Source organism: Pseudomonas frederiksbergensis (assembly GCF_035751725.1).
In the GTDB taxonomy this organism is placed as follows: Bacteria; Pseudomonadota; Gammaproteobacteria; order Pseudomonadales; family Pseudomonadaceae; genus Aquipseudomonas; species Aquipseudomonas frederiksbergensis_A.
In genome coordinates, this window is sequence record NZ_CP142104.1 from 524,056 (window position 1) to 543,531 (window position 19,476).

Annotated in this window: 16 protein-coding genes and 3 pseudogenes; 11 read left to right on the forward strand and 8 right to left on the reverse strand. The window is 59.0% G+C overall.

Annotated elements, in window-relative coordinates; all coding sequences use genetic code 11:
• The first annotated feature begins 235 nt into the window (after positions 1-235).
• On the forward strand, positions 236-1,006 hold the full coding sequence (locus VQ575_RS02395) for a ParA family protein (RefSeq protein WP_325918996.1): 771 nt from the start codon (positions 236-238) through the stop codon (positions 1,004-1,006).
• A 1-nt stretch (position 1,007) separates the two neighbouring features.
• On the opposite strand, the gene trxC is transcribed toward VQ575_RS02395, so the two are convergent.
• Positions 1,008-1,430, reverse strand: coding sequence for a thioredoxin TrxC (gene trxC, locus VQ575_RS02400; protein WP_039592466.1), 423 nt, complete (start codon positions 1,428-1,430; stop codon positions 1,008-1,010).
• 172 nt (positions 1,431-1,602) lie between these two features.
• On the reverse strand, positions 1,603-2,229 hold the full coding sequence (gene ycaC, locus VQ575_RS02405; RefSeq protein ID WP_039592467.1) for an isochorismate family cysteine hydrolase YcaC: 627 nt from the start codon (positions 2,227-2,229) through the stop codon (positions 1,603-1,605).
• A gap of 204 nt (positions 2,230-2,433) precedes the next feature.
• On the opposite strand from ycaC, the gene VQ575_RS02410 reads away from it, so the two are divergent.
• Both VQ575_RS02410 and VQ575_RS02415 read left to right on the forward strand, forming a co-directional pair.
• Positions 2,434-3,339 carry a LysR substrate-binding domain-containing protein gene (locus VQ575_RS02410; protein WP_196304741.1) on the forward strand — a complete coding sequence of 302 codons (906 nt, stop codon included), beginning with the start codon at positions 2,434-2,436 and terminating at the stop codon, positions 3,337-3,339.
• A gap of 77 nt (positions 3,340-3,416) precedes the next feature.
• Positions 3,417-3,695, forward strand: a complete 279-nt coding sequence (locus VQ575_RS02415) for a hypothetical protein (protein ID WP_325918997.1) — start codon at positions 3,417-3,419, stop codon at positions 3,693-3,695.
• A 237-nt stretch (positions 3,696-3,932) separates the two neighbouring features.
• On the opposite strand, the gene selO is transcribed toward VQ575_RS02415, so the two are convergent.
• Genes selO through VQ575_RS02430 form a run of 3 tightly spaced genes read right to left on the reverse strand, consistent with a single transcriptional unit; the run spans position 3,933 to position 10,570 of the window.
• Entirely contained in the window at positions 3,933-5,396 is a 1,464-nt protein-coding gene (gene selO / locus VQ575_RS02420) for a protein adenylyltransferase SelO (protein ID WP_039592578.1), read from the reverse strand.
• Positions 5,397-5,433: 37 nt separating this feature from the next.
• Positions 5,434-8,793 carry a mechanosensitive channel MscK gene (mscK, locus tag VQ575_RS02425; RefSeq protein WP_039592470.1) on the reverse strand — a complete coding sequence of 1,120 codons (3,360 nt, stop codon included), beginning with the start codon at positions 8,791-8,793 and terminating at the stop codon, positions 5,434-5,436.
• A gap of 34 nt (positions 8,794-8,827) precedes the next feature.
• Entirely contained in the window at positions 8,828-10,570 is a 1,743-nt protein-coding gene (locus tag VQ575_RS02430; protein ID WP_325918999.1) for a potassium/proton antiporter, read from the reverse strand.
• Positions 10,571-10,876: 306 nt separating this feature from the next.
• Here VQ575_RS02430 and VQ575_RS02435 point away from each other — a divergent pair.
• The 6 genes and pseudogenes from VQ575_RS02435 to VQ575_RS02455 form a co-directional block, all read left to right on the forward strand.
• Positions 10,877-12,430 (forward strand): annotated as a pseudogene (locus tag VQ575_RS02435) (ShlB/FhaC/HecB family hemolysin secretion/activation protein); the annotation flags it as partial.
• Positions 12,431-12,613: 183 nt separating this feature from the next.
• Entirely contained in the window at positions 12,614-13,099 is a 486-nt protein-coding gene (locus VQ575_RS02440) for a hypothetical protein (protein ID WP_082112112.1), read from the forward strand.
• Complete coding sequence (locus tag VQ575_RS27110; protein ID WP_411829923.1) at positions 13,074-13,346, forward strand: HNH/endonuclease VII fold putative polymorphic toxin; 273 nt, start codon at positions 13,074-13,076, stop codon at positions 13,344-13,346. The genes VQ575_RS02440 and VQ575_RS27110 overlap by 26 nt, the downstream gene beginning before the upstream one ends.
• Positions 13,336-13,965, forward strand: a complete 630-nt coding sequence (locus tag VQ575_RS02445; protein WP_325919001.1) for a hypothetical protein — start codon at positions 13,336-13,338, stop codon at positions 13,963-13,965. Before VQ575_RS27110 ends, VQ575_RS02445 begins: the two co-directional genes overlap by 11 nt.
• A gap of 100 nt (positions 13,966-14,065) precedes the next feature.
• Entirely contained in the window at positions 14,066-14,509 is a 444-nt protein-coding gene (locus VQ575_RS02450; RefSeq protein WP_039592472.1) for a hypothetical protein, read from the forward strand.
• Positions 14,510-14,880: 371 nt separating this feature from the next.
• Positions 14,881-15,084: pseudogene (locus VQ575_RS02455) on the forward strand (DUF6124 family protein); the annotation flags it as partial.
• A gap of 68 nt (positions 15,085-15,152) precedes the next feature.
• Here VQ575_RS02455 and VQ575_RS27115 read toward each other — a convergent pair.
• Both VQ575_RS27115 and VQ575_RS27120 read right to left on the reverse strand, forming a co-directional pair.
• A complete protein-coding gene (locus VQ575_RS27115) occupies positions 15,153-16,025 on the reverse strand; it encodes a methyl-accepting chemotaxis protein (protein WP_411829960.1) in 873 nt (290 codons plus the stop codon).
• A gap of 30 nt (positions 16,026-16,055) precedes the next feature.
• Positions 16,056-16,778, reverse strand: a pseudogene (locus VQ575_RS27120) (MCP four helix bundle domain-containing protein); the annotation flags it as partial.
• Between the two features lie 255 nt (positions 16,779-17,033).
• Between VQ575_RS27120 and VQ575_RS02465 the strand changes: the two are divergent.
• Both VQ575_RS02465 and VQ575_RS02470 read left to right on the forward strand, forming a co-directional pair.
• Positions 17,034-17,264, forward strand: a complete 231-nt coding sequence (locus VQ575_RS02465; RefSeq protein WP_039592474.1) for a hypothetical protein — start codon at positions 17,034-17,036, stop codon at positions 17,262-17,264.
• On the forward strand, positions 17,261-17,563 hold the full coding sequence (locus tag VQ575_RS02470) for a cell division protein ZapA (protein WP_039592475.1): 303 nt from the start codon (positions 17,261-17,263) through the stop codon (positions 17,561-17,563). The genes VQ575_RS02465 and VQ575_RS02470 overlap by 4 nt, the downstream gene beginning before the upstream one ends.
• Positions 17,564-17,581: 18 nt before the next feature.
• On the opposite strand, the gene VQ575_RS02475 is transcribed toward VQ575_RS02470, so the two are convergent.
• Positions 17,582-19,384, reverse strand: a complete 1,803-nt coding sequence (locus tag VQ575_RS02475; protein WP_325919003.1) for an acyl-CoA dehydrogenase — start codon at positions 19,382-19,384, stop codon at positions 17,582-17,584.
• Between the last annotated feature and the right edge of the window lie 92 nt (positions 19,385-19,476).

A 19,476-nucleotide genomic window follows, 5' to 3' on the forward strand; every position in this document is an offset into this window, starting at 1 on the left:
TAACTGGTGAAATTTTGTCCAGACAACATCGTCAATGGGGCTGGCCCCGTTCCGCAAAGGCCATTGTGGCGATAAAAGCGTGAATGTCTGTCAGCCGTTTCCGTCTTCTTCCAGGCCAATTGACGCTCGGTTGTCCGAAAAAGCCACCGACACCGTAATCCGAGCATGGCGAAGGTAGCGAAGCGGTGTCCTGCGCTACTACACTCGGGAATCTTTGATACACGGAGGTTTTGTCATGCGGCGTGTGGTGTTCAATCAGAAAGGTGGCGTGGGCAAGTCCAGCATCGCCTGTAATCTGGCGGCGGTCAGCGCCAGCGAGGGGTATCGCACGCTGTTGGTGGACCTGGATGCCCAAGCCAACTCCACTCAATACCTGACCGGCCTGACTGGCGATGACATTCCCATGGGCATCGCGGATTTCTTCAAGCAGACCTTGTCATCGGGGCCTTTCTCGAAGAAGAACAGGGTCGATATCTACGAAACCCCCTTCGACAACCTGCACGTGATCACCGCCACCGCAGAACTGACCGATTTGCAGCCCAAGCTCGAGGCGAAACACAAGATCAACAAGCTGCGCAAACTGCTCGAAGAACTGGACGAGGATTACGACCGGATATACCTGGATACGCCACCGGCCTTGAATTTCTATGCGGTTTCAGCGTTGATCGCCGCTGATCGCGTATTGATTCCCTTCGACTGCGACAGTTTTTCCCGCCAGGCGCTGTACGGCCTGCTGTCGGAAATCGCTGAACTAAAGGAGGATCACAATGAAGACCTGGAAATCGAAGGCATTGTCGTCAACCAGTTCCAGGCCCGCGCCAGCCTGCCGCAGCAGATGCTCGACGAGTTGATCGCCGAAGGCTTGCCGGTGCTGCCGGTCTACCTGAGCAGTTCCGTGCGCATGCGTGAATCCCACCAGGCGAGTCTGCCGCTGATTCACTTGGACCCGCGGCATAAACTGACCTTGCAGTTCGTGCAATTGCACGGGCTGCTGGAAAACGCCTGATTCAGATCCCCTGGCTGCGCAACCAGCTCATTAGCTGGGGCAAGGGGAGCGCGCCGCTCTGGCGTGCGACTTCCCGGCCGTCCTTGAACAAGATCAGGCTGGGTATCGAGCGAATCCCCAACTGCGCCGACAATTGCTGATTAGCCTCGCTGTCGAGCTTGGCCAACCGGCATTGACCGGCCAGCTGCGCGGCGGCCTGTTCGAATACCGGCGCGAAGGATTTGCACGGGCCGCACCAATCCGCCCAGACATCTATCAATAACGGCAGGTCGCCCTTGATTTGGCTGGCGTAGTCGCCTTGCTTGAGTTCGAAGGGTTTGCTCAGTAACACCTGGGCCTTGCAGCGCCCGCACTTGGGCTGGTCGCCCAGGCGTTCCGCGGGTATGCGATTGAGCCCGTTGCAGTGAGGGCAGGGGATCAGCATAGGGTCGTCTCCTGGAAATCGGTTACACAGATTGAACACTATATAGAAACCACCACAAAAACCTGTGGGAACGGGCTTGCTCGCGAAGGCGGGGCATCAGTCAAAAATGCATCGACTGTCCGACCGCTTTCCCGAGCAGGCTCGCTCCCGCAGGGTGTATTGGTGTCGTTGATTATTTAGCGTTGGTCAGCGTGTTGTAGCTGGTCATCAGGTTGCGGTAGTCCGGGATGTGGTTGGAGAACAAGGTCGCCAGGCCTTCCACGTCGTTGCGCCAGTCGCGGTGCAGTTCACAGGCCAGGCCGAACCAGGTCATCAGTTGTGCACCCGAAGAAGACATCCGGTCCCAGGCCGATTGACGGGTCAGTTCGTTGAACGTGCCGGAGGCATCGGTGACCACGAACACGTCGAAACCTTCGGCCAGGGCCGACAGCGCAGGGAAGGCCACGCAAACTTCGGTCACCACGCCGGCGATGATCAGTTGCTTCTTACCGGTTGCCTTGATCGCCTTGACGAAATCTTCGTTGTCCCAGGCGTTGATCTGGCCAGGGCGAGCGATGTACGGCGCGTCCGGGAACAGAGCCTTGAGCTCGGGCACCAGCGGGCCGTTGGGGCCGGTTTCGAAGCTGGTGGTGAGGATGGTTGGCAGTTGGAAGTATTTCGCCAGGTCGGCCAGGGCCAGCACGTTGTTCTTGAAACGGTCCGGGTCGATGTCGCGTACCAGGGACAGCAGGCCAGCCTGGTGGTCCACCAGCAGAACGGCGGCGTTATCTTTGTCGAGACGGTTGTAGGAAGTAGTCATGGCGTAGCCCTCATTAAGTTCTGGTTGCCGAAGATTTCGGCTTGGTTAAGGTTTCAATATCGGTGCAGCGATTATTCGGTGACTCATCTGGCCGAAGCGCCGGCTTGAATCCGTGTTGCGTTTCGATGGGTGTAGATTAAAACTGGCACCTTTGAACCGCTAGACTGCGAAAATCAGCCTTAGCGTTCTATTTGGAGAACGATCATCGAAGACCTCAACACGCTGTACTACTTCACCCAGGTGGTTGAGCACCGTGGATTCGCCGCGGCGGGCCGGGCGCTGGACATGCCCAAATCCAAGCTGAGCCGGCGCATCGCCCTGTTGGAGGAGCGCCTCGGGGTACGCTTGCTCCATCGCACCAGCCGGCATTGCACGTTGACGGAGATCGGCCAGGCCTATTACCAGCGCTGCCTGGCGATGCGGGTCGAAGCCGAGAGCGCGGCGGAAGTGATCGAGCGCAACCGCTCCGAACCCCAGGGGCTGGTGCGCATCAGTTGCCCGACGGCGCTGCTCAACAGCTGGGTCGGGCCGATGCTGACCCGCTACATGCTCAAGTACCCGCGGGTGGAGCTGTTTATCGAGAGCACCAACCGCCGGGTGGACCTGATTCACGAAGGGTTCGATATCGCCTTGCGGGTGCGCTTTCCGCCGCTGGAAAACACCGACATGGTCATGAAAGTCCTGAGCAACAGCACCCAATGCCTGGTGGGCAGTCCGGCGTTTCTCGAGCGTTTGTCATCACCGGCTTCCCCGGCGGACCTCAACGGCTTGCCGAGCGTGCACTGGGGCGCGGCGCAGCGTGAATACCAGTGGGAATTGTTCGGCCCGGACGGCACCCGCGCGTTGATCCGCCACGAACCGCGCATGGTCACCGATGACCTGCTGGCCTTGCGTCATGCGGTGCTGGCGGGCATTGGCGTTGCCCATTTGCCCAGCGTGGTAGTTCGCGAAGACATCGCCGCCGGGCGGCTGGTGGAACTGGTGCCAGGTTGGACGCCCAAGTGCGGGATCGTCCATGCGATTTTCGCTTCACGCCGCGGGTTGCTGCCGTCGGTGCGTACGTTGATCGATTTTCTGGCCGAGGAATTCAGCCACAGCGATATGGCCTAGATGCCATTCATCAGGTGCGCCGCACTGTAGGCGCGCTACGCCCTCAAAACCATACCTGTTCACAACCAGGAGGTCCCATGAGCACCCCTCAAGACCCAACTACCCCCCAGGCACTGGACAACCCTAATGACGACGGCTTCGTCCTCGGCACCGCCGGACGCGACGAAGACCCCAACGCCGCCCCGGCCTATGCAACCGACAGTCGCCACGATCGCGATGAATTGACTCCCGAAGACGCCCGCGGCATGCCCGGTTATCCCGAGGAAAAACCACCGGCCAAACCTGCTGAAGAAGGAGTCGAGGAGACCGAGCCGGGGATCGAGACGCCTGAGCAGGGGAACGATAAGGTTGGATGAGCAGGATTCATATCTGCTCACATTTCTTACCGAGACCTAGAGCTTTCGGCGACTAGGCTGGAAACCAGCAAGAGCTAACCATTTGTCTAACTGGCGCTATCGCATTTTGCGATGCGCCAGATTTGTACTTGAAACAAGTAAAGGTGGCGGCTGTACGCAGGTTAGCGATCCGGGTCACAGAAACCCCGCGATGGTTGCAGGGCTCTGTGGCGAGGGGTTATGTGTATGGCCAGAGGGTCACGACGAGCAACTGATCTCCAGATGCTTGCCCCATTCCGGCGGGCGCTCGGCGTAGCTGTCCATGCCCGGTTGTTCTTCGAATGGGTTGCTCAGCACGGTGTGCAGGCGGCGGACTTCTTCGTAGTCGCCGGACTCGGCCGCGTCGATGGCTTTCTGCGCCAAATAATTGCGCAGTACATACAGCGGGTTCACCGCGTGCATGCGGGCGCGGCGCTGTGTTTGATCGACAGCGCCTTCGCGGTTGACCCGGGCGACATACAGCTCGGCCCAGGCATCGAAACCCTTCAGGTCGACGAAGTCGTCGCGCAAGGTAGCAACCGCGTGTTCCGGGGCCTGGTCGCCCAACCGGCGGAAGAACAGGCTGTAGTCGACGCCGCTGTTCTGCATCAGTTGCAGCAGGCGTTCCACCAGTTTCTGGTCATCCTCTTCGGCAACGGTCAGGCCGAGGCGGCGGCGCATCAGGTCCAGGTAGTGGGCCTGGTACAGCGGCAAGTACAAACCGAGGGTTTCGCGCAGGGCGTCGACGCTGATGAAGGGCGTCAGGGCTTGGGCAAGGGCGCTGAGATTCCACTGGCCGATGGGCACCTGGTTGCTGAACGAGTAGCGGCCCTGGTCATCGGAGTGATTGCAGATGAAGTTGGCATCGAAATCGTCGAGGAAGGCGAACGGGCCGAAGTCGAAGGTAACGCCCAGGATCGACATGTTGTCGGTGTTCATCACGCCGTGGCAGAACCCGTAGGCCTGCCATTTGGCGATCAATTCGGCGTTGCGTTCGACGATCTCGCGGTACATCGCCAGGTACGGCTCCGGCTGCTCGCGGCATTCGGCGAAATGCAGGTTCAACACGTGCTCGGCGAGGGCCGCGTGCAGTTCGGGCTTCTTGGTGTAGTAGAAGTACTCGAAATGCCCGAAGCGCACGTGGCTGGGCGCCAGGCGCAACACCATGGCGGCGCGCTCCTGCTTTTCGCGCCACACCGGCGTGTCGGAACCGATCACGCACAAGGCGCGGGTAGTGGGAATGCCCAGGGCATGCAGCGCCTCGGAGGCGAGAAATTCACGGATCGATGAACGCAGCACGGCGCGCCCGTCGCCCATCCTTGAAAACGGCGTCTGGCCGGCGCCCTTGAGGTGCAGGTCCCAGTGCTCGCCGGCCTCGTTGTAGACCTCGCCGAGCAGCAGCCCACGGCCATCGCCCAATTGCGGGTTGTAGTGACCGAACTGATGCCCTGAATAAACCATCGCTCGCGGCTCGGTTTCGGCCCAGAGCTTGTGGCCACCGAATATCTCGGCGAACAGTGGTGTTTCGGCTTCTGCCGGGTCCAGATCCAACAACGCCATGGCCGCCGGGCTGGCGACTACCAATCGCGGATTGTCGATAGGCTCGGGTAGCACGTGGGCCGAGAGACCGTCGCCCAGGCGGGCGAAGCGGTTATCGAAGGTCAGCGTTTCCAAGGTTTTCATGGCCGTCTCCGGCGCGATGCCCTCGGGCATTGCGCGATCAGTCGAGGGTGGCTGCCGGTGGCTCTGGCAAGGACTTGGGCTCTGGCGCGCGGGGAGGCTCGGGCGCCGTCTTGTCTTGCGGCAATACTGGCGTCAGTTTGTATTCCAGGCCCTGAAGGTTCTTCAAGGAGACCTCCACTTGCCGGAACGCAATGCTGATGTTGTGCTTTTTGAATTCGCGACTTATGAACCGGTTGATCTCGTCCAGTACAGGGTTGCGGTCGCCCAGGTCACGCACGTGCATGCGCAGCTCATGGTCCAGGGTGCTTTCCCCGAAGTTCAGGAAGTACACCAATGGTTCCGGCTCCTTCAGCACCCGTGGATTTTCCCGGGCTCCCTTGAGCAGCAGATCCCTGACCAGGTCAAGGTCCGCCCCGTAGTCGATACCTACCTTGAGGGTTACCCGCGTCACGGTGTCGGTCAGCGACCAGTTGATCAATTGTCCGGTGATGAACGTCTTGTTCGGGACGATGATGTCCTTGCGGTCGAAGTCGGTGATGGTGGTCGCACGAATGCGGATCTTGCTCACCGTGCCTGACAGGTTGCCGATGGTGATGGTGTCGCCGATGCGCACCGGGCGCTCGAACAGGATCATGATGCCGGAGATGAAGTTGGCGAAGATCTCCTGCATGCCGAAGCCCAGGCCCACCGACAGCGCAGCCACCAGCCATTGCAACTTGTCCCAGCTCACGCCGAGGGTGGACAACGTCGTAACGAAGCCGACGCCGGCGATCACGTAGGACAGCAGTGTAGTGGTCGCGTACGCGCTGCCCTGGGCCAGGTTCAGCTTCGACAGCACGAAGACTTCCAGCAGGCCCGGCAGGTTGCGCGCCAGGGCGAAGGTGATGCCGATGATGATCAGCGCACCGAGCATGTCGCCGATGCTGATAGGCACCATGCTCATGGCGGAGCCGGTGCCGCTGGTGTATTCATAAAGGGTGATGTTATCCAGATAGGAGAACACACTGATCAGGTCTGACCAGACCCAGTACAGCGCGGCAATGAAACCGCCCAACAGGGCCAGGCGGATCAGGCGCAGGGATTGCTCGTTGACCTTCTCGATATCCAGGGTCGGCTCTTCGACCACCGCTTCGCCGTCGCCGGCCTCCTTGGCCGCCTGGCGCTTGGCCAGGGCACGCTGGTAGGCCAGGCGCCGCGCCGCGACCGACAGGCCGCGCACGAAGGTGGCCTCGATCACCAGCCAGAACATCAGCAGGTACAGCGTGTTGATCAGGCGGTCGCTGAGTTTCAGCGCGGTGTAGTAGTAGCCGAAGCAGACAGCGACGAACAGTGCGATCGGCAGCGCGGTGAACAGCACGCCGAGCGCCTTGCGGAACAGCGAGGTGTTCTTGTGCGTCGGGCTGCTGAGCAGCAGTCGGCTGAGCAACCAAGCCATCGAGGCGTAGCAGGTCAGCACCACTGGCATGCCAAGGACGTCATCGGCCAGGGCCGACGGCTGCAGTTCCGCCACCGCCACCACGGCCACCAAGGCCAGGACCACCAGGCCGAGTCGACGGATCCAGCCCTGGAGGAATTCAACCTGGGGTTTTTCCCAGCGGAAATGCAGCTCGGCCACACCGCCCGGGGAGAGGATTCGATAGGCGGTATAGAACACCAGCCAGGCCTGCCCGATCTGCAGCAACGCCGCGCCGAGGTTGGTGTTCTGGCCGCGGGCGTCGATCTGCAAGGCGTAGCCGCACAGCGCCAGCGCAATGGCCACCGGCATCGCCAGCAGGATGTTGATCAGGATCGCCTGGGGGGTGTGCCACTGGCTGTCGCGCTTGAAGTGCCCGACATCCTGATGGACTTTGTTCAGGCGCGCATACAGATTCTTGCGCCGCCACAGCAGCACGCCAATCAGCAGCACCAGGGGCAGGAACAGCAGCGGTCGCTGGGTCAGGCCGTCGGCCAGTTCGCTGAGGCTCGAAGCCCAGGGCAGCGAGTCGACTTGTTTTTCCAGGCGGGCCGGCACGCCGCGCATCCATTCAAAATCCAGCGGCTTGTTGCTGGGAATCCAGAACATCTGCTCTTCGAGGGTTGCGCGCAGGCTCTGTGCGGTGCTGAGCAGTTGCTTCTGGTTGAGCTGCAACGTGATGGACTCGTTGAGCACCGCACTCAATTCTCGGTTCAGGCGGTCCAGCAGGTCGACCCGGGTCAGCGCCAGTTCAAGCAAGGTCTTGCGCAGCTGTGGCGTGGCTTGCTCTGAGGGCTGGGACGCCAGCAGGTTGTCGACGTAGGCCGCGGGGTTGTTCAGCAGTTCGCGTTGCTGGCTGACTTCGAACTGATACAGGCGAATGTCGGCGATCTGGTCGGCCAGGTTCTGGTCCAGTTTCAGTCGCGGCAAGGTCTGGCGCTGCTTGTAGAGAATCTTGGACAACAACAGGCTGCCCTTGAGCACGCTGATCTGCTCGTCCAGCGCTGCGTCGGTCTGCGTGACGCTGTCCAGCAGCTGTTTGGTCTGCAGGTTCTGCTGGGTGACTTCGTTGAGGCGGTCAGTGCTCTTGAGCAGGTAATCGGAGAGTTTCAGGTTGGCGGCGCTTTCGGTCGCCAGCAGGCTGCTGCCGCCGGCCTTTTGCGCTTCGATGGATTGCTGCGTCACCGTTTCCTGGGATTGGGCCAGGCGCTTCTGGTTGATCAGGTTCTGCAGGTCCTGGATTTCCCGCTCCATGCGGTCGATTTTTTCCGACAGCAGGTCGTGCTGGCTATTGCCCAGGTCTTGCAACTGGCTGTTGCCGGCCAGTTCCTGGCGGCGCAGCGGAATCAGTGCGTTGAGGGCCGCCAGTTCTGCGTTGAGCTGGTCGCGCTGCTCGGCGCTCAGGGCTTTGCCCGCATCCCGTCCGGCCTTGAGGATGGCGTTGATCTGCTGGATTCGGGTCTGGCTGGTGGAGATTTCCGCCTGGGCGCGCTCGGGGCGGGTCTGGGCGGTGATGACCAGGCTGTTGGCGTCGGCCAGGGCTTTTTGCAGGTCGGACTGCTGGGTAGAGCGTTCCGTCAGCATTTGCTCGAGCTGGGGAATCGGCAGGTTGGCATAGCGTTGCGCCACCGGCACCACATTGGTGCCCTTGAGCCGCGCCAGTTCGCGCTGGTTCTCGATATTCAGCTTGGGCGCGTTGGCCAGTTGCTGTTTGAGGGCGAGCAGCTTCTGTTCGTAGTCGGCCTTGTTGCTCAACTGGGTCAGGGTGTTCTGCAAAACCGCCTGCAGGGCCTTCTGGTCGGCTTCCGGGAGTTTGCGGTCGGCAATCTTGTCCAGGCTGGCCTGGACCGAGGCACTGGTGGGCGGCTCAGCGGCCTGGACCGTGCAGATGGAAAGACTCAGGCCGAGCAGGGCGATGGCGAATAAGGAGCGCAGGGTAGGCATAGAGACCGGTCAAGCAAGTGAGAGTGGGAGCAGTTTAGAGGAACAAGCCGGGACCCGGGCGACTTCCTTCGGGGAATCTGACGCCCACTTTGCCGATCTTGTTCCCGTCCATGACGGCGACGGTCCACAGCGTGTTGTTCCAGTCCACCTGGTCGCCGACCACCGGCGCACCGCCGACTTTCTGGGCGATGAAGCGACCCAGGGTCATGTCCGGATCGATGCCGTCCAGCTTCAACCCGTACAGGGCAGCAACCGCGGCCAGCTGGGCGTCTCCTTCGAGTACGAAGTCGCCGAAGAAGCGCAAATCCAGGCCCCGTTGCGGTGCCTGGCTGAACAGTTTTCCAAGGGCTGGCAAGTCGTGTTCATGACCGATAACGCACAGTAAATCATTGACTTCCAACACCGTACTACCCGACGGATGGAGCAGTTGTTGGCCACGAAACAGGGCTGCGATGCGCGTGCCGTCGGGCATTTTCAGGTCCCGCAGGGGCGAGCCGATGCACCATTTTTCCGCGCCGAGGCGATAAATGAACAGTTCCCACTCACTGGTGACATGCACTTCCAGCGCAGCGCGGGAAATCGGCAAGGGCTCCGGCGGGACGGTCACATGCAGCAACTTGGCGACCCAGGGCAGGCTCGTGCCCTGCACCAGCAACGACACCAGCACGATAAAGAATGCCAGGTTGAAATAGAGTTGCGCGTGAGGCAAACCGGCCATCAGCGGGAACACCGCAAGAATGATCGGTACCGCGCCCCGCAGGCCGACCCAGGAAATGAATACCTTCTCGCGGCCATGAAAGGCCTTGAACGGCAACAGGCCCACCATGACCGACAGCGGGCGCGCGAAGAGGATCATCCACAGGGCCAGGCCCAGGGCGGGCAAGGCTATCGGCAGCAGGTCATGGGGCGTGACCAGCAACCCCAGCACGAGGAACATGCCGATCTGCGCCAGCCAGGCCATGCCATCGAGCATATGGAGGATGCCGTGACGACTGCGTATCGGGCGGTTGCCGATCACCAGGCCGCACAGGTACACCGCCAGGAAGCCACTGCCGTGCAGGGCGTTGGTCAGGGCGAATACCGCAAGGCCGCCGCTGATGACCAGGATCGGGTAGAGCCCGTTGGCCAGGTTGATACGGTTGACCAGTTGCAGCATCAGCCATCCGCCGCCCAGGCCGATCACGCCGCCGATGCCGAACTCGCGCACCAAGTGGCCGAGCAGGCTCCAGTGCAAGCCGGTTTCACCGCTGGAGAGCATGCCGATCAGGGTTACGGTGAGGAATACCGCCATGGGGTCGTTGCTGCCGGACTCGATCTCCAGGGTAGCGCTGACACGCTCGTTCAGGCCTTTGCCGCCGAGCAACGAGAACACCGCCGCGGCGTCGGTGGACCCGACAATCGCGCCGATCAGCAGGCCTTGGATCAGGTTCAGGTTGAACAGCCAGGCCGCCGCCATGCCGGTCAGTCCCGTGGTGATCAGCACCCCCACCGTCGCCAGGGACAGCGCCGGCCACAACGCCACGCGAAAGCTCGAAACCCGCGTGCGCAAGCCGCCGTCCAGCAGGATCACCGCCAAGGCGAGGTTGCCGACCAGATAGGCCGTGGCGTAGTTGTCGAAAAGAATGCCAGCGCCGTCGACACCGGCCACCATGCCCACCGCGAGGATGATCACCAGGATCGGGATGCCCAGGCGCGATGAAAGAGAACTCACCAGAATGCTCGCACCCACCAGCAACGCGCCGATCAAGAACAGGCTGTTGATGGTCGTCGCAGTCAAAGGCAGTACTCCGGGATCTTGAGGAACAGGCACAAACTGACCATGCAGTCTGCGTGCCAGCGATTCTAACCTGTTGAAATGTGATGCTGTCAAAAAAGCTTTGGACGTCTCCCTTTTAGTTTTGTGCGTGCCAGCCCGTTTCGCAGGCGATCGTGTTTTAGACGAGTTATTTCGTTACTGGATGTGGGAAGCGTTTGATGACAAACCAGCCTCTTTTGCGGACCAAGTCAGTGTTGACTCCAGCAGTGCTGCTCCCTAGTATCCGCCCGCTATTTTGGATGCCGCTTTTTGCTCGAGGGATCGAACATGTCTTTACCCGCCCTTTGGGCGAGGTTGTGCCTGACTTTGCTGTGCCTTTCTCCGCTTTCCCCTGTTTATGCCGCGCCAACCCCCGGCGACACGGACCTGATCCGTGAACGCCAGAATCGCCTGCTCGAAGAGCAGCGCCGACGCCTCGAAGAACTCAAGGACCTGCCGGGCAAGGAGGCGAAGCCTGCCCAGCCCACCGCACCTGTCGATAACCGTTGCTTCCCGATCAAGACCATCGAACTCAAGGGCGCCGATGCCCTGTCAGAGCGTGAGCGCCAACGCTTGCTCGCCCCCTACATCAATCAATGCCTGGGCGTGCCGCAGCTTAACGAACTACTCAAGACCATTACCGATGCGTACCTGGAAAAGGGCCTGGTCACGAGCCGTGCCTATTTGCCGCAACAGGACTTGTCCAGTGGGCATCTGCAGGTGCTGGTGGTCGAGGGACGGCTTGAAGGACTGAAGGGCGTCGAGGGCAGTGGCTTGTCCGAGCGGGAACTGGCCATGAGTTTTCCCGGCAAGCCCGGCGAATTGCTCAACTTGCGGGACATCGAGCAAATGGTTGATCAGTTGAACCGTTTGCCCTCCAACAGCGCCCGGATGGAGCTGACGCCGGGGCAGAAGATTGGCGGCAGTGAAGTGCTGGTCAACAATACCCCGCAAAAACCTTGGCGCGTCGGCCTGTCACGGCATAACGATGGGCAAAAGAGTACGGGCGAGCAGCAATGGGGAGCCTCGCTGGATTGGGACAGTCCCTTGGGCCTTGCCGATCAACTGGCCCTGCGCGGTGGCCACGATGCCATCAGCGACCATCAGAAGATTTCCCGCAATGCCATGCTCTATTACAACCTGCCGTTTGGCTGGTGGAACCTGAGCTACACCTACAGCCAAAGCGAGTATCGCGCGCTGGGCCAGGCCAACGGCTTCAACTTCAAGCAGAGCGGCGACAGCCAGAACCATCAGTTGCGCCTGGAACGGGTGGTCCACCGTGACGCGGTGAGCAAGACGTCCCTCAACGCTGGCCTTTCGTATCTGCGCAGCAACAACTTCATTGAAAACAGCAAGCTCGATGTGAGCAGCAATCGCATCAGCGAGGCGCAGTTCGGCATCAACCATGGGCGGCGGATCGGCAATGCGTTCGTCAACCTCGACCTGGGCCTGCAAAACGGTATCGGCGCCCTCGACGCCCAGGGCGACCGCGACCCTGGGCCTGGCGTGCCGGATGCGCGATACCGCAAATACACCGCCACCCTCAGCTACCTGCAGTCCTTCGAGTTGGGCGGCGAATCCTTCAGCTTCAGCAGCCTGATGACCGGCCAGCGCAGCGAGGACGCGTTATTCAGCCCGCAACGCATGAGCCTGGGTGGGTTGTCTTCGGTCCGCGGCTACAAGGACCAGACGCTGTCCGGCGACAGCGGCGGCTACTGGCGCAACGACCTGCGCTGGAGCCGTCCGGTGACGCTGGAGTGGCTGCGTCCGGTGTTCGCCGAGTACGGCACCAGCCTCGGTTACGACCAGGGCGTCATTCGGGGCGATCGCTACAACGGCGACCTAGGGAAAGGGGACAGATTTATTTAAGGGAAAGGTGAAAGCCATCGCTCTGTTGGTTAAATAAATCTGTCCCCTTTTTTTGTCCCTTTTTTTTGTTCAAGCGGTTACCCAATCAACGAGGGATCAACTGGTGAGAAATGCAGAGAAAGGTCTGAAACGCTTGCAGGAAACGGGGAATATGTGATGGGAAGTAAATACGCAGCTGTTCTGAGGCGAGAAACTAGCTTACCTGAACGAGAGTTACTAATTGCTCAGGCCTGGGGGGATGTTCCTGTCTCTTATGTCCAAGACCAAGAACGCCTCAATGAATGCAGTTTTATTGATTTGAAAATAAATAAGTGGGAAATAAACTCCAAATGGAGTGGTCAGCAGGATAGTGATGTCTGGATAAGAGTTGAAATATTGAAAGAAGCGGCGCTTGTAGAGTATCTGCAAAATGAGGGTTGTCCTTTGTCTGTTGATGTTGAGCACCAAATTCTTGTGATCTTCGAGTTGGATGAAGGTTGGAGTGCGTTTGATAATCTATTGTTGTTACGTCTGATTTCTGCTTTTTGTGGTTTCTCAAAAATCTACAAGTGGTGCGGAATTTTCCAAGAGCTTAGTTCTGGTGTCTTTAGTTGTCTGCCTTCTAAAAATGATATTTATGAGCGATTACATAAAGGTGAATAATTTGGAAGAGGAAAAAGGGGACAGATTTATTTTGACGCACGGGGAGGGATGTTCATGCTTAGTGTTAAATAAATCTGTCCCCTTTTCTTTCGGAACAATTTACGAGTTTGAAGTTCCTTCTCCGGGCGGTGGTAATAAAACAGTGAGAATCCGAGATGATACTGGAGGTCATGATTTTGGCGTAGGAAACCCACAAAATCGCGGATCCCACTTTAACGACGAAGACGGAAATCATTATGACTATTGATGTTGAGGTTGTAAGTGCGTCTGATTTATTTGTGCCTAACGAAGTTTTCAATGTTGACGATGCGGGAGCGGATAAAACGCTGTCCGTCGCAAAATTTTCCGTTGTGGGGTCATCGAGCTATTCAGTATCTGTGATTTTGAATTTTTTACATGAGCTAATCGAAAATAAGTATCCCGAACATGATTTATGGATTCTATTAGGTAGTTCTGCATGGCAGCCTGATACGCGAATAGTTCGTCATCTAAAATTATCGGGGGCTTTGAAAGCTAGGGGGCTTACGATTGCGGGAGACAGCGATTGGCAAGAGCATGCTATCGAGGCTGAAGGTAAATTAAGATTTTTTGGTGGGTTACGTTTTTCGAAACCGTCATTAAATACTGTCGCCGATGTACTTGAAAAGGAGCGTTGTTCTTATGTAGTAGCGCTTCCTAAGAGTTTTGATGTTATGTCTCTGCTTAACCAAGGATGGCTGGGAGAGTTAAAATGTGATTTGGATTTTTTAGATGTTATATCTAAGCAAAATGGTCTGATTTTCAAGAAGGTCGGTGAGTTTGATGATGGTGAGCGGGGGCTTTTATTTGTCGGGCTGCCAGATGTGATGGAGAATTTGTTGCGTTGATTTTAGGTGTTTTAAAGATTTTTGCTGTGGGTTTTGTGAAGGCAGCTAATGTATGGATTTTTTTCGCTAGATCGAAATAAAGTGCCTTGGAGGGCCATTGATGAGACATGATGTTGTTTCACGCTTTATTGCAATGGGTTTGATTTGCTTCACCTTGACCGGTTGCATTCACTACGAGCATAAAAGCGCCGAAGGAAAACCTTGGGACGAGGTCGCGACGATTCGGCAGTTCGACAAAAGTCTGTCGATATCCAAGATCGATGACGATACGTCGTTATATTGGCTAGCCCGTCAAACTGAATATCGACTCGGAGCAGGACGGCACAAGCTTTCCGTCAAGCACGCCATTGGAACTGAATACAGTTGGCCTGTGGAGATGACGGTCGATCTGGTCGGTGGTCGTACCTACGGTCTTTATGGCAGGTCTTCGATGAAGTGGTGGTATTACGAGGTCCGTGATCTCGAGACAGGGCGTTCTGCAAAGGTTATGGACCCGGCTGCTACAGTTGCGCCTTCTGAACCAGTCGAGCAGCCGCTTCAATAGTCATGGTGGTTTTGCAGGCAGGGTTCGTGTCGGAAAATGTCTAGACAGGCTCGCCGTAGGAACCGGCGGAAAGAATATTCCCCATTGACTTGCAGGACATTTCCTAGAAAATTCCAGCCTCTTGCGCCTGCCGATTTCGGTGCCTAGTCTTCGTCCACCGCTGCCCATCAGCGGTCGGGTTTAGCAGCTCGGAGTCACGTTAGGCGCATGGCAACTGCCATTCAGTGCGAGCGATTTTTATCGCTCGAATTCTTATGGCGGCTGTGCGCAGGGCATCCTCGGGTGCGCCGGTTTCCTAACGTACCGGTCTGCTAACCTGCGCACGGCTGCCACCTATTCGTTTAGCAGCGAAAGTGGCGGCTCCCACTTAGCTGTTCACCGTCGTGGAGGGCGTCGATGCCGAAAGCCTGCTGGCCAACCTCAGCGAAACCCTGGCCTCGGCCAATGCGATGGCCAGTGACCTGGCGTTCGACCTGAAAGGCTCGCGACGACATGTTGCGTTGGGGCTGCAACAGTTGATCGAGCTTGGGGAGCTATTGGCAAACCGGGCGTTGGATGCCGTCGATCCAAGGTAGAGGCGCGAGATTGGGTTTGATCGATGTGGATCGATCAAACCCAACGGTGAAGCCGGTGGCTTTCGAAGTCAGAGGCTGAACCGCCCAACCATGCTGTTCAAATCCACGGCCAAGCGCGACAGTTCTGCACTCGCGGCGCTGGTCTGGTTGGCGCCGGTGGCCGATTGCACCGACAGGTCGCGGATGTTCACCAGGTTGCGGTCCACTTCACGGGCCACTTGGGCCTGTTCTTCGGCGGCGCTGGCGATCACCAGGTTGCGTTCGTTGATCTCGACGATGGCGCTGTTGATCGTGTCCAGGGACATGCCGGCACCGCGGGCGATGTTCAGGGTCGATTCGGCGCGTTCGGTGCTGTTGCGCATCGAGTCCACGGCCTGTTCGGTGCCGCTCTGGATGCTGCCGATCATGCGTTCGATTTCGCTGGTCGACTGCTGGGTGCGATGGGCCAGGGCGCGGACTTCGTCGGCGACCACGGCGAAACCACGACCGGCTTCACCGGCGCGGGCTGCTTCGATGGCAGCGTTCAGCGCCAGCAGGTTGGTCTGGTCGGCCAGGCCACGGATCACATCGAGCACCTTGCCGATGTCGCGGGACTCATCGGCCAGGTTGCCGATCAGCGTGGCGGTGCTTTGTACGTCAGCGCTCATGCGCTCGATGGCACCGACGGTTTCCTGCACCAGGTCGCGGCCGTCGCCCGCCGACGTGGTGGCGTTCTTCGAGGCTTCGGAGGTGCTGACGGCGTTGCGCGCGACTTCTTCCACGGCGCTGGTCATCTCGTTGACCGCCGTGGCGGCCTGTTCGATTTCGTTGTTCTGCTGGGTCAGGCCACGGGCGCTTTCGTCGGTGACGCTGTTGAGCTCCTCGGCGGCGGAGGCCAGTTGCGTGGCCGAGCCGGAAATCCGTTGCAGGGTGTCGCGCAGTTTTTCCTGCATGGTCGACATCGCCCGCAGCAAGCGGCCGGCTTCGTCGCTGCCATCGACGGTAATCGGCCGGGTGAGGTTGCCCTTGGCGATTTCCTCGGCGGCATCCAATGCGTTGGCGATCGGCTTGGTGATGCTGTTGGTCAGCAGCCAGGCGAACAGCACGGTCAGGCCGGTGGCGATGACCAGCAGGGTGACGACCCAATTGAAGGCGGTGGAATATTGTTGCGCCGCGTTTTTATTGAAGGCTTCCGCTTGCTGGTTGTTGATGTCTGTCAAACGCACCAGCACTGCGTTGATGGCGTCGGAATTACTCATCAGTTCGGTGTTGAGCAGTGCCTGCAATTCAGTGACCTGATTGTTGCGCGACAGGGTTTTCATCCGCTCTTCGAGCTGGCGGTACTGATTGAGTAATTGCACATACTGCTCATACGCGGCCCGTTCCTCCGGGGCGCTGATGAGTTTTTCATAGGTAGCCTGTGCGGCGCGGACCTGCTGGTTGCGCTCCTCGAACAGGTCCAGGGTTTTTTGCTGGGTATCCGCCTCGCGGTTGGTCAGCAGGCGATAGGACAGCACGCGCAGACGCAAGGTGAGCTGGGTGAACTCGTTCAATGCCTTGATACTGGGCACGCTGTTCTGGGCGATGTTGTCACCAGCCACACGAATCTTGCTCATCTGGGTCAAGGCAAAAACGCCCAGGGCCAGCATCAGGGCGCCGATCAGGGCAAACCCCAGGAACGCCCGCGGCGCGATGTTCATATTACGTAGGGACATAAAAGTTACCGTGAAGAAGCGCGTCCGTGCGGGCTATGACTGGTTTCATTGACTTATCGGTCTTGTGACTGAAGTCTTGAGCCCGCCGCGGGTATTTGCCGCACCTGACGTCGATCTTGCGACGAAGGGTAGGAACCAGATCCCGGGACCGCAGTCTCTACAGCTCGCGAGCGAAGCACCGTGGCCCCTGAAACGTGGCATCCGCGGTGACTTTTCTTTATCGTACGCGCCCCTTGGAAAAGCCTGGAAATCAATATGTTGGAAACATCCCTCAGTCAGCTGGAGCAACTGGTCAACGACCTGGTGCAACAGAACCGCCACCTCACCGGCCTGAATGAAACCCTGAGCGCCGAACTGGCCAAGGCCAAGGATGAAAACGAAAGCCTGCAACTGAACCTTATGGAACAGGAAGAACTGCACGGCACCACCACCGCTCGGATCCAAGCCCTGATCGAGCGCGCCAGCACCGCAACGGCCAGCGCATGAATCATCGTGCCGATGGAGTGACAGTCGTCTCGATCCTTGGCGAGGACTATTCGATAAAAGCACCGGCCGGGCAGGAGCAAGCGTTGCTTGACGCCGCTTCGATGCTCAAGGCGGCCCTGGCCGATACCAAGCGCAAGTACCCGACGCTGATTGGTGACCGCCTGTTGGTGCTGGCGGCCATGAATCTGTGCTCTCAGCAGATCGAAATGGAAAAACAGCATCGGGCGGAACTCGACCGTTACCAAGAGCAGGTCAGCGCCACGGTCGAGGTGATCTCCAAGACGATTCAGCAGGCTTGAAACCCCCCGCGGGCTAGCTCAGAACCACTCATCCCGCATCTCGAGGCATGTATCATCCCGCGCCTCGAGCAGCGACAGTTCATGCTCGCACCCCGGCACTTCCCACGTCAGGAAGTAGCGCGCCGCTTGCAGTTTGCCTCGATAGAAATCGACATCCGCCGCGTTCCCCTTGGCGAGTCCTTCCTCGGCACGAATCGCCTGTTCCAGCCAGCGCCAGCCGATCACCATGTGTCCAAACACCTTCAGGTACAGTGCCGAGTTGGCGAGGCTGCTGTTGACCTTGCCTTGTGCCAGGTCGGTCAGCAGGCCGAGGGTGACGGTTTGCAGGCGCGCCACCAGGGCTTCCAATGGCTGGCGCAAGGGCGTCAGCGATTCGTACGTTTGTGCGCGCTCGGTGGTGTCGGCCACCAGGCGAATCAATTGCTTGAGCCCGGCACCGCCGTTCTGTGCCAGTTTGCGTCCCAGCAAGTCCAGGGACTGGATGCCATGGGTGCCCTCATGGATCGGGTTCAGGCGGTTGTCGCGGTAATACTGCTCCACTGGGTATTCGCGGGTGTAGCCGTGACCGCCGAGGATCTGGATCGCCAGCTCGTTGGCCTTCAGGCAGAACTCCGAAGGCCACGACTTAACGATGGGGGTCAGTAGGTCCAGCAGTTCATGGGCACGTCGACGCTCGGCTTCGCTCTCCAGCGTGGTGGTGTCATCGAACAGCCGCGCCGCGTACAGGCCCAGGTCGAAAGAACCTTCGACGTAGGCCTTTTGCGTCAGCAGCATGCGCCGCACGTCGGCGTGCTGGATGATCGCCACGGGGGCGGTGGTCGGATCCTTGCTGTCAGGCACGCGGCCTTGCGGGCGTTCGCGAGCGTATTCCAGGGAATACAGGTAACCGGCGTAACCCAGCATCACCGCGCCCATGCCGACGCCGATGCGCGCCTCGTTCATCATTTGGAACATGTAGCTCAGGCCGTGGTGCGGTTTTCCTACGAGGTAACCGACACATTCGCCGTTGTCGCCGAAGTTCAGCGCCGTGGACGTGGTGCCGCGCCAGCCCATTTTGTGAAACAAACCGGCCAACAGCACATCGTTGCGCTCGCCCAGGCTGCCGTCGTCGTTGACCAGGAATTTGGGCACGATAAACAGCGAGATGCCCTTCACGCCGGGCGGCGCGTCCGGCAATTTCGCCAAGACCATATGGACGATGTTTTCCGACAACGGATGGTCGCCGCCGGAAATAAAAATCTTGTTGCCCTTGAGCCGATAAGTACCGTCGGACGCTGGCTCTGCACGTGTACGAATATCCGACAGCGATGAACCCGCGTGAGGTTCGGTCAGGGCCATGGTGCCGAAAAAACGGCCGTCGATCATCGGCTGCAGGAAGCGTTGCTTCTGATCATCGCTGCCGAAGCTCTCGATCAGGTTTGCCGCGCCCATGGTCAGGAATGGGTAGGAAGTCGAAGCCGCGTTTGCTGATTGGAAATGTGCGAAGCAAGCCTGGGACAACAATGTTGGCAGTTGCATGCCGCCCGCCTCGAAGCTGCGAGCGGCATTGAGAAAACCTGCCTCCAGGAATGCATCCACTGCCGGCTTCACCTCCGGGATCAGTATCGCCTGACCATTTTCATAGCGCGGTTCGTTTTCGTCGTTCTTGCGGTTGTGGGGCGCGAAATACTTTTCGGCGATGCTGCGGGCCGTACCGATGGCCGCGTCGAAGGTTTCGCGATTGTGCTCGGCAAACCGTTCGCGCTGGGTCAGGCCCTCGGCATCGAGGACTTCATACAGCTCGAAAGCCAGATTGCGGGAACTGAGCAACGTCTCGGACATGGCGGCCTACCTTTTCTTGGAATGGGCCGAGTCTAGGTCTGGGAGTGGTGCCTGAACAGGATGATTGATTTGGGTGATGGAGCAGAGGGGGC

Coding starts and splice junctions, on each gene's coding strand:
- VQ575_RS02395 (WP_325918996.1), top strand. CDS start 236: ATGCGGCGTGTGGTGTTCAATCAGAAAGGTGGCGTGGGCAAGTCCAGC.
- trxC (WP_039592466.1), bottom strand. CDS start 1,430: ATGCTGATCCCCTGCCCTCACTGCAACGGGCTCAATCGCATACCCGCG.
- ycaC (WP_039592467.1), bottom strand. CDS start 2,229: ATGACTACTTCCTACAACCGTCTCGACAAAGATAACGCCGCCGTTCTG.
- VQ575_RS02415 (WP_325918997.1), top strand. CDS start 3,417: ATGAGCACCCCTCAAGACCCAACTACCCCCCAGGCACTGGACAACCCT.
- selO (WP_039592578.1), bottom strand. CDS start 5,396: ATGAAAACCTTGGAAACGCTGACCTTCGATAACCGCTTCGCCCGCCTG.
- mscK (WP_039592470.1), bottom strand. CDS start 8,793: ATGCCTACCCTGCGCTCCTTATTCGCCATCGCCCTGCTCGGCCTGAGT.
- VQ575_RS02440 (WP_082112112.1), top strand. CDS start 12,614: ATGGGAAGTAAATACGCAGCTGTTCTGAGGCGAGAAACTAGCTTACCT.
- VQ575_RS27110 (WP_411829923.1), top strand. CDS start 13,074: ATGAGCGATTACATAAAGGTGAATAATTTGGAAGAGGAAAAAGGGGAC.
- VQ575_RS02445 (WP_325919001.1), top strand. CDS start 13,336: ATGACTATTGATGTTGAGGTTGTAAGTGCGTCTGATTTATTTGTGCCT.
- VQ575_RS02450 (WP_039592472.1), top strand. CDS start 14,066: ATGAGACATGATGTTGTTTCACGCTTTATTGCAATGGGTTTGATTTGC.
- VQ575_RS27115 (WP_411829960.1), bottom strand. CDS start 16,025: ATGTCGACCATGCAGGAAAAACTGCGCGACACCCTGCAACGGATTTCC.
- VQ575_RS02465 (WP_039592474.1), top strand. CDS start 17,034: ATGTTGGAAACATCCCTCAGTCAGCTGGAGCAACTGGTCAACGACCTG.
- VQ575_RS02470 (WP_039592475.1), top strand. CDS start 17,261: ATGAATCATCGTGCCGATGGAGTGACAGTCGTCTCGATCCTTGGCGAG.
- VQ575_RS02475 (WP_325919003.1), bottom strand. CDS start 19,384: ATGTCCGAGACGTTGCTCAGTTCCCGCAATCTGGCTTTCGAGCTGTAT.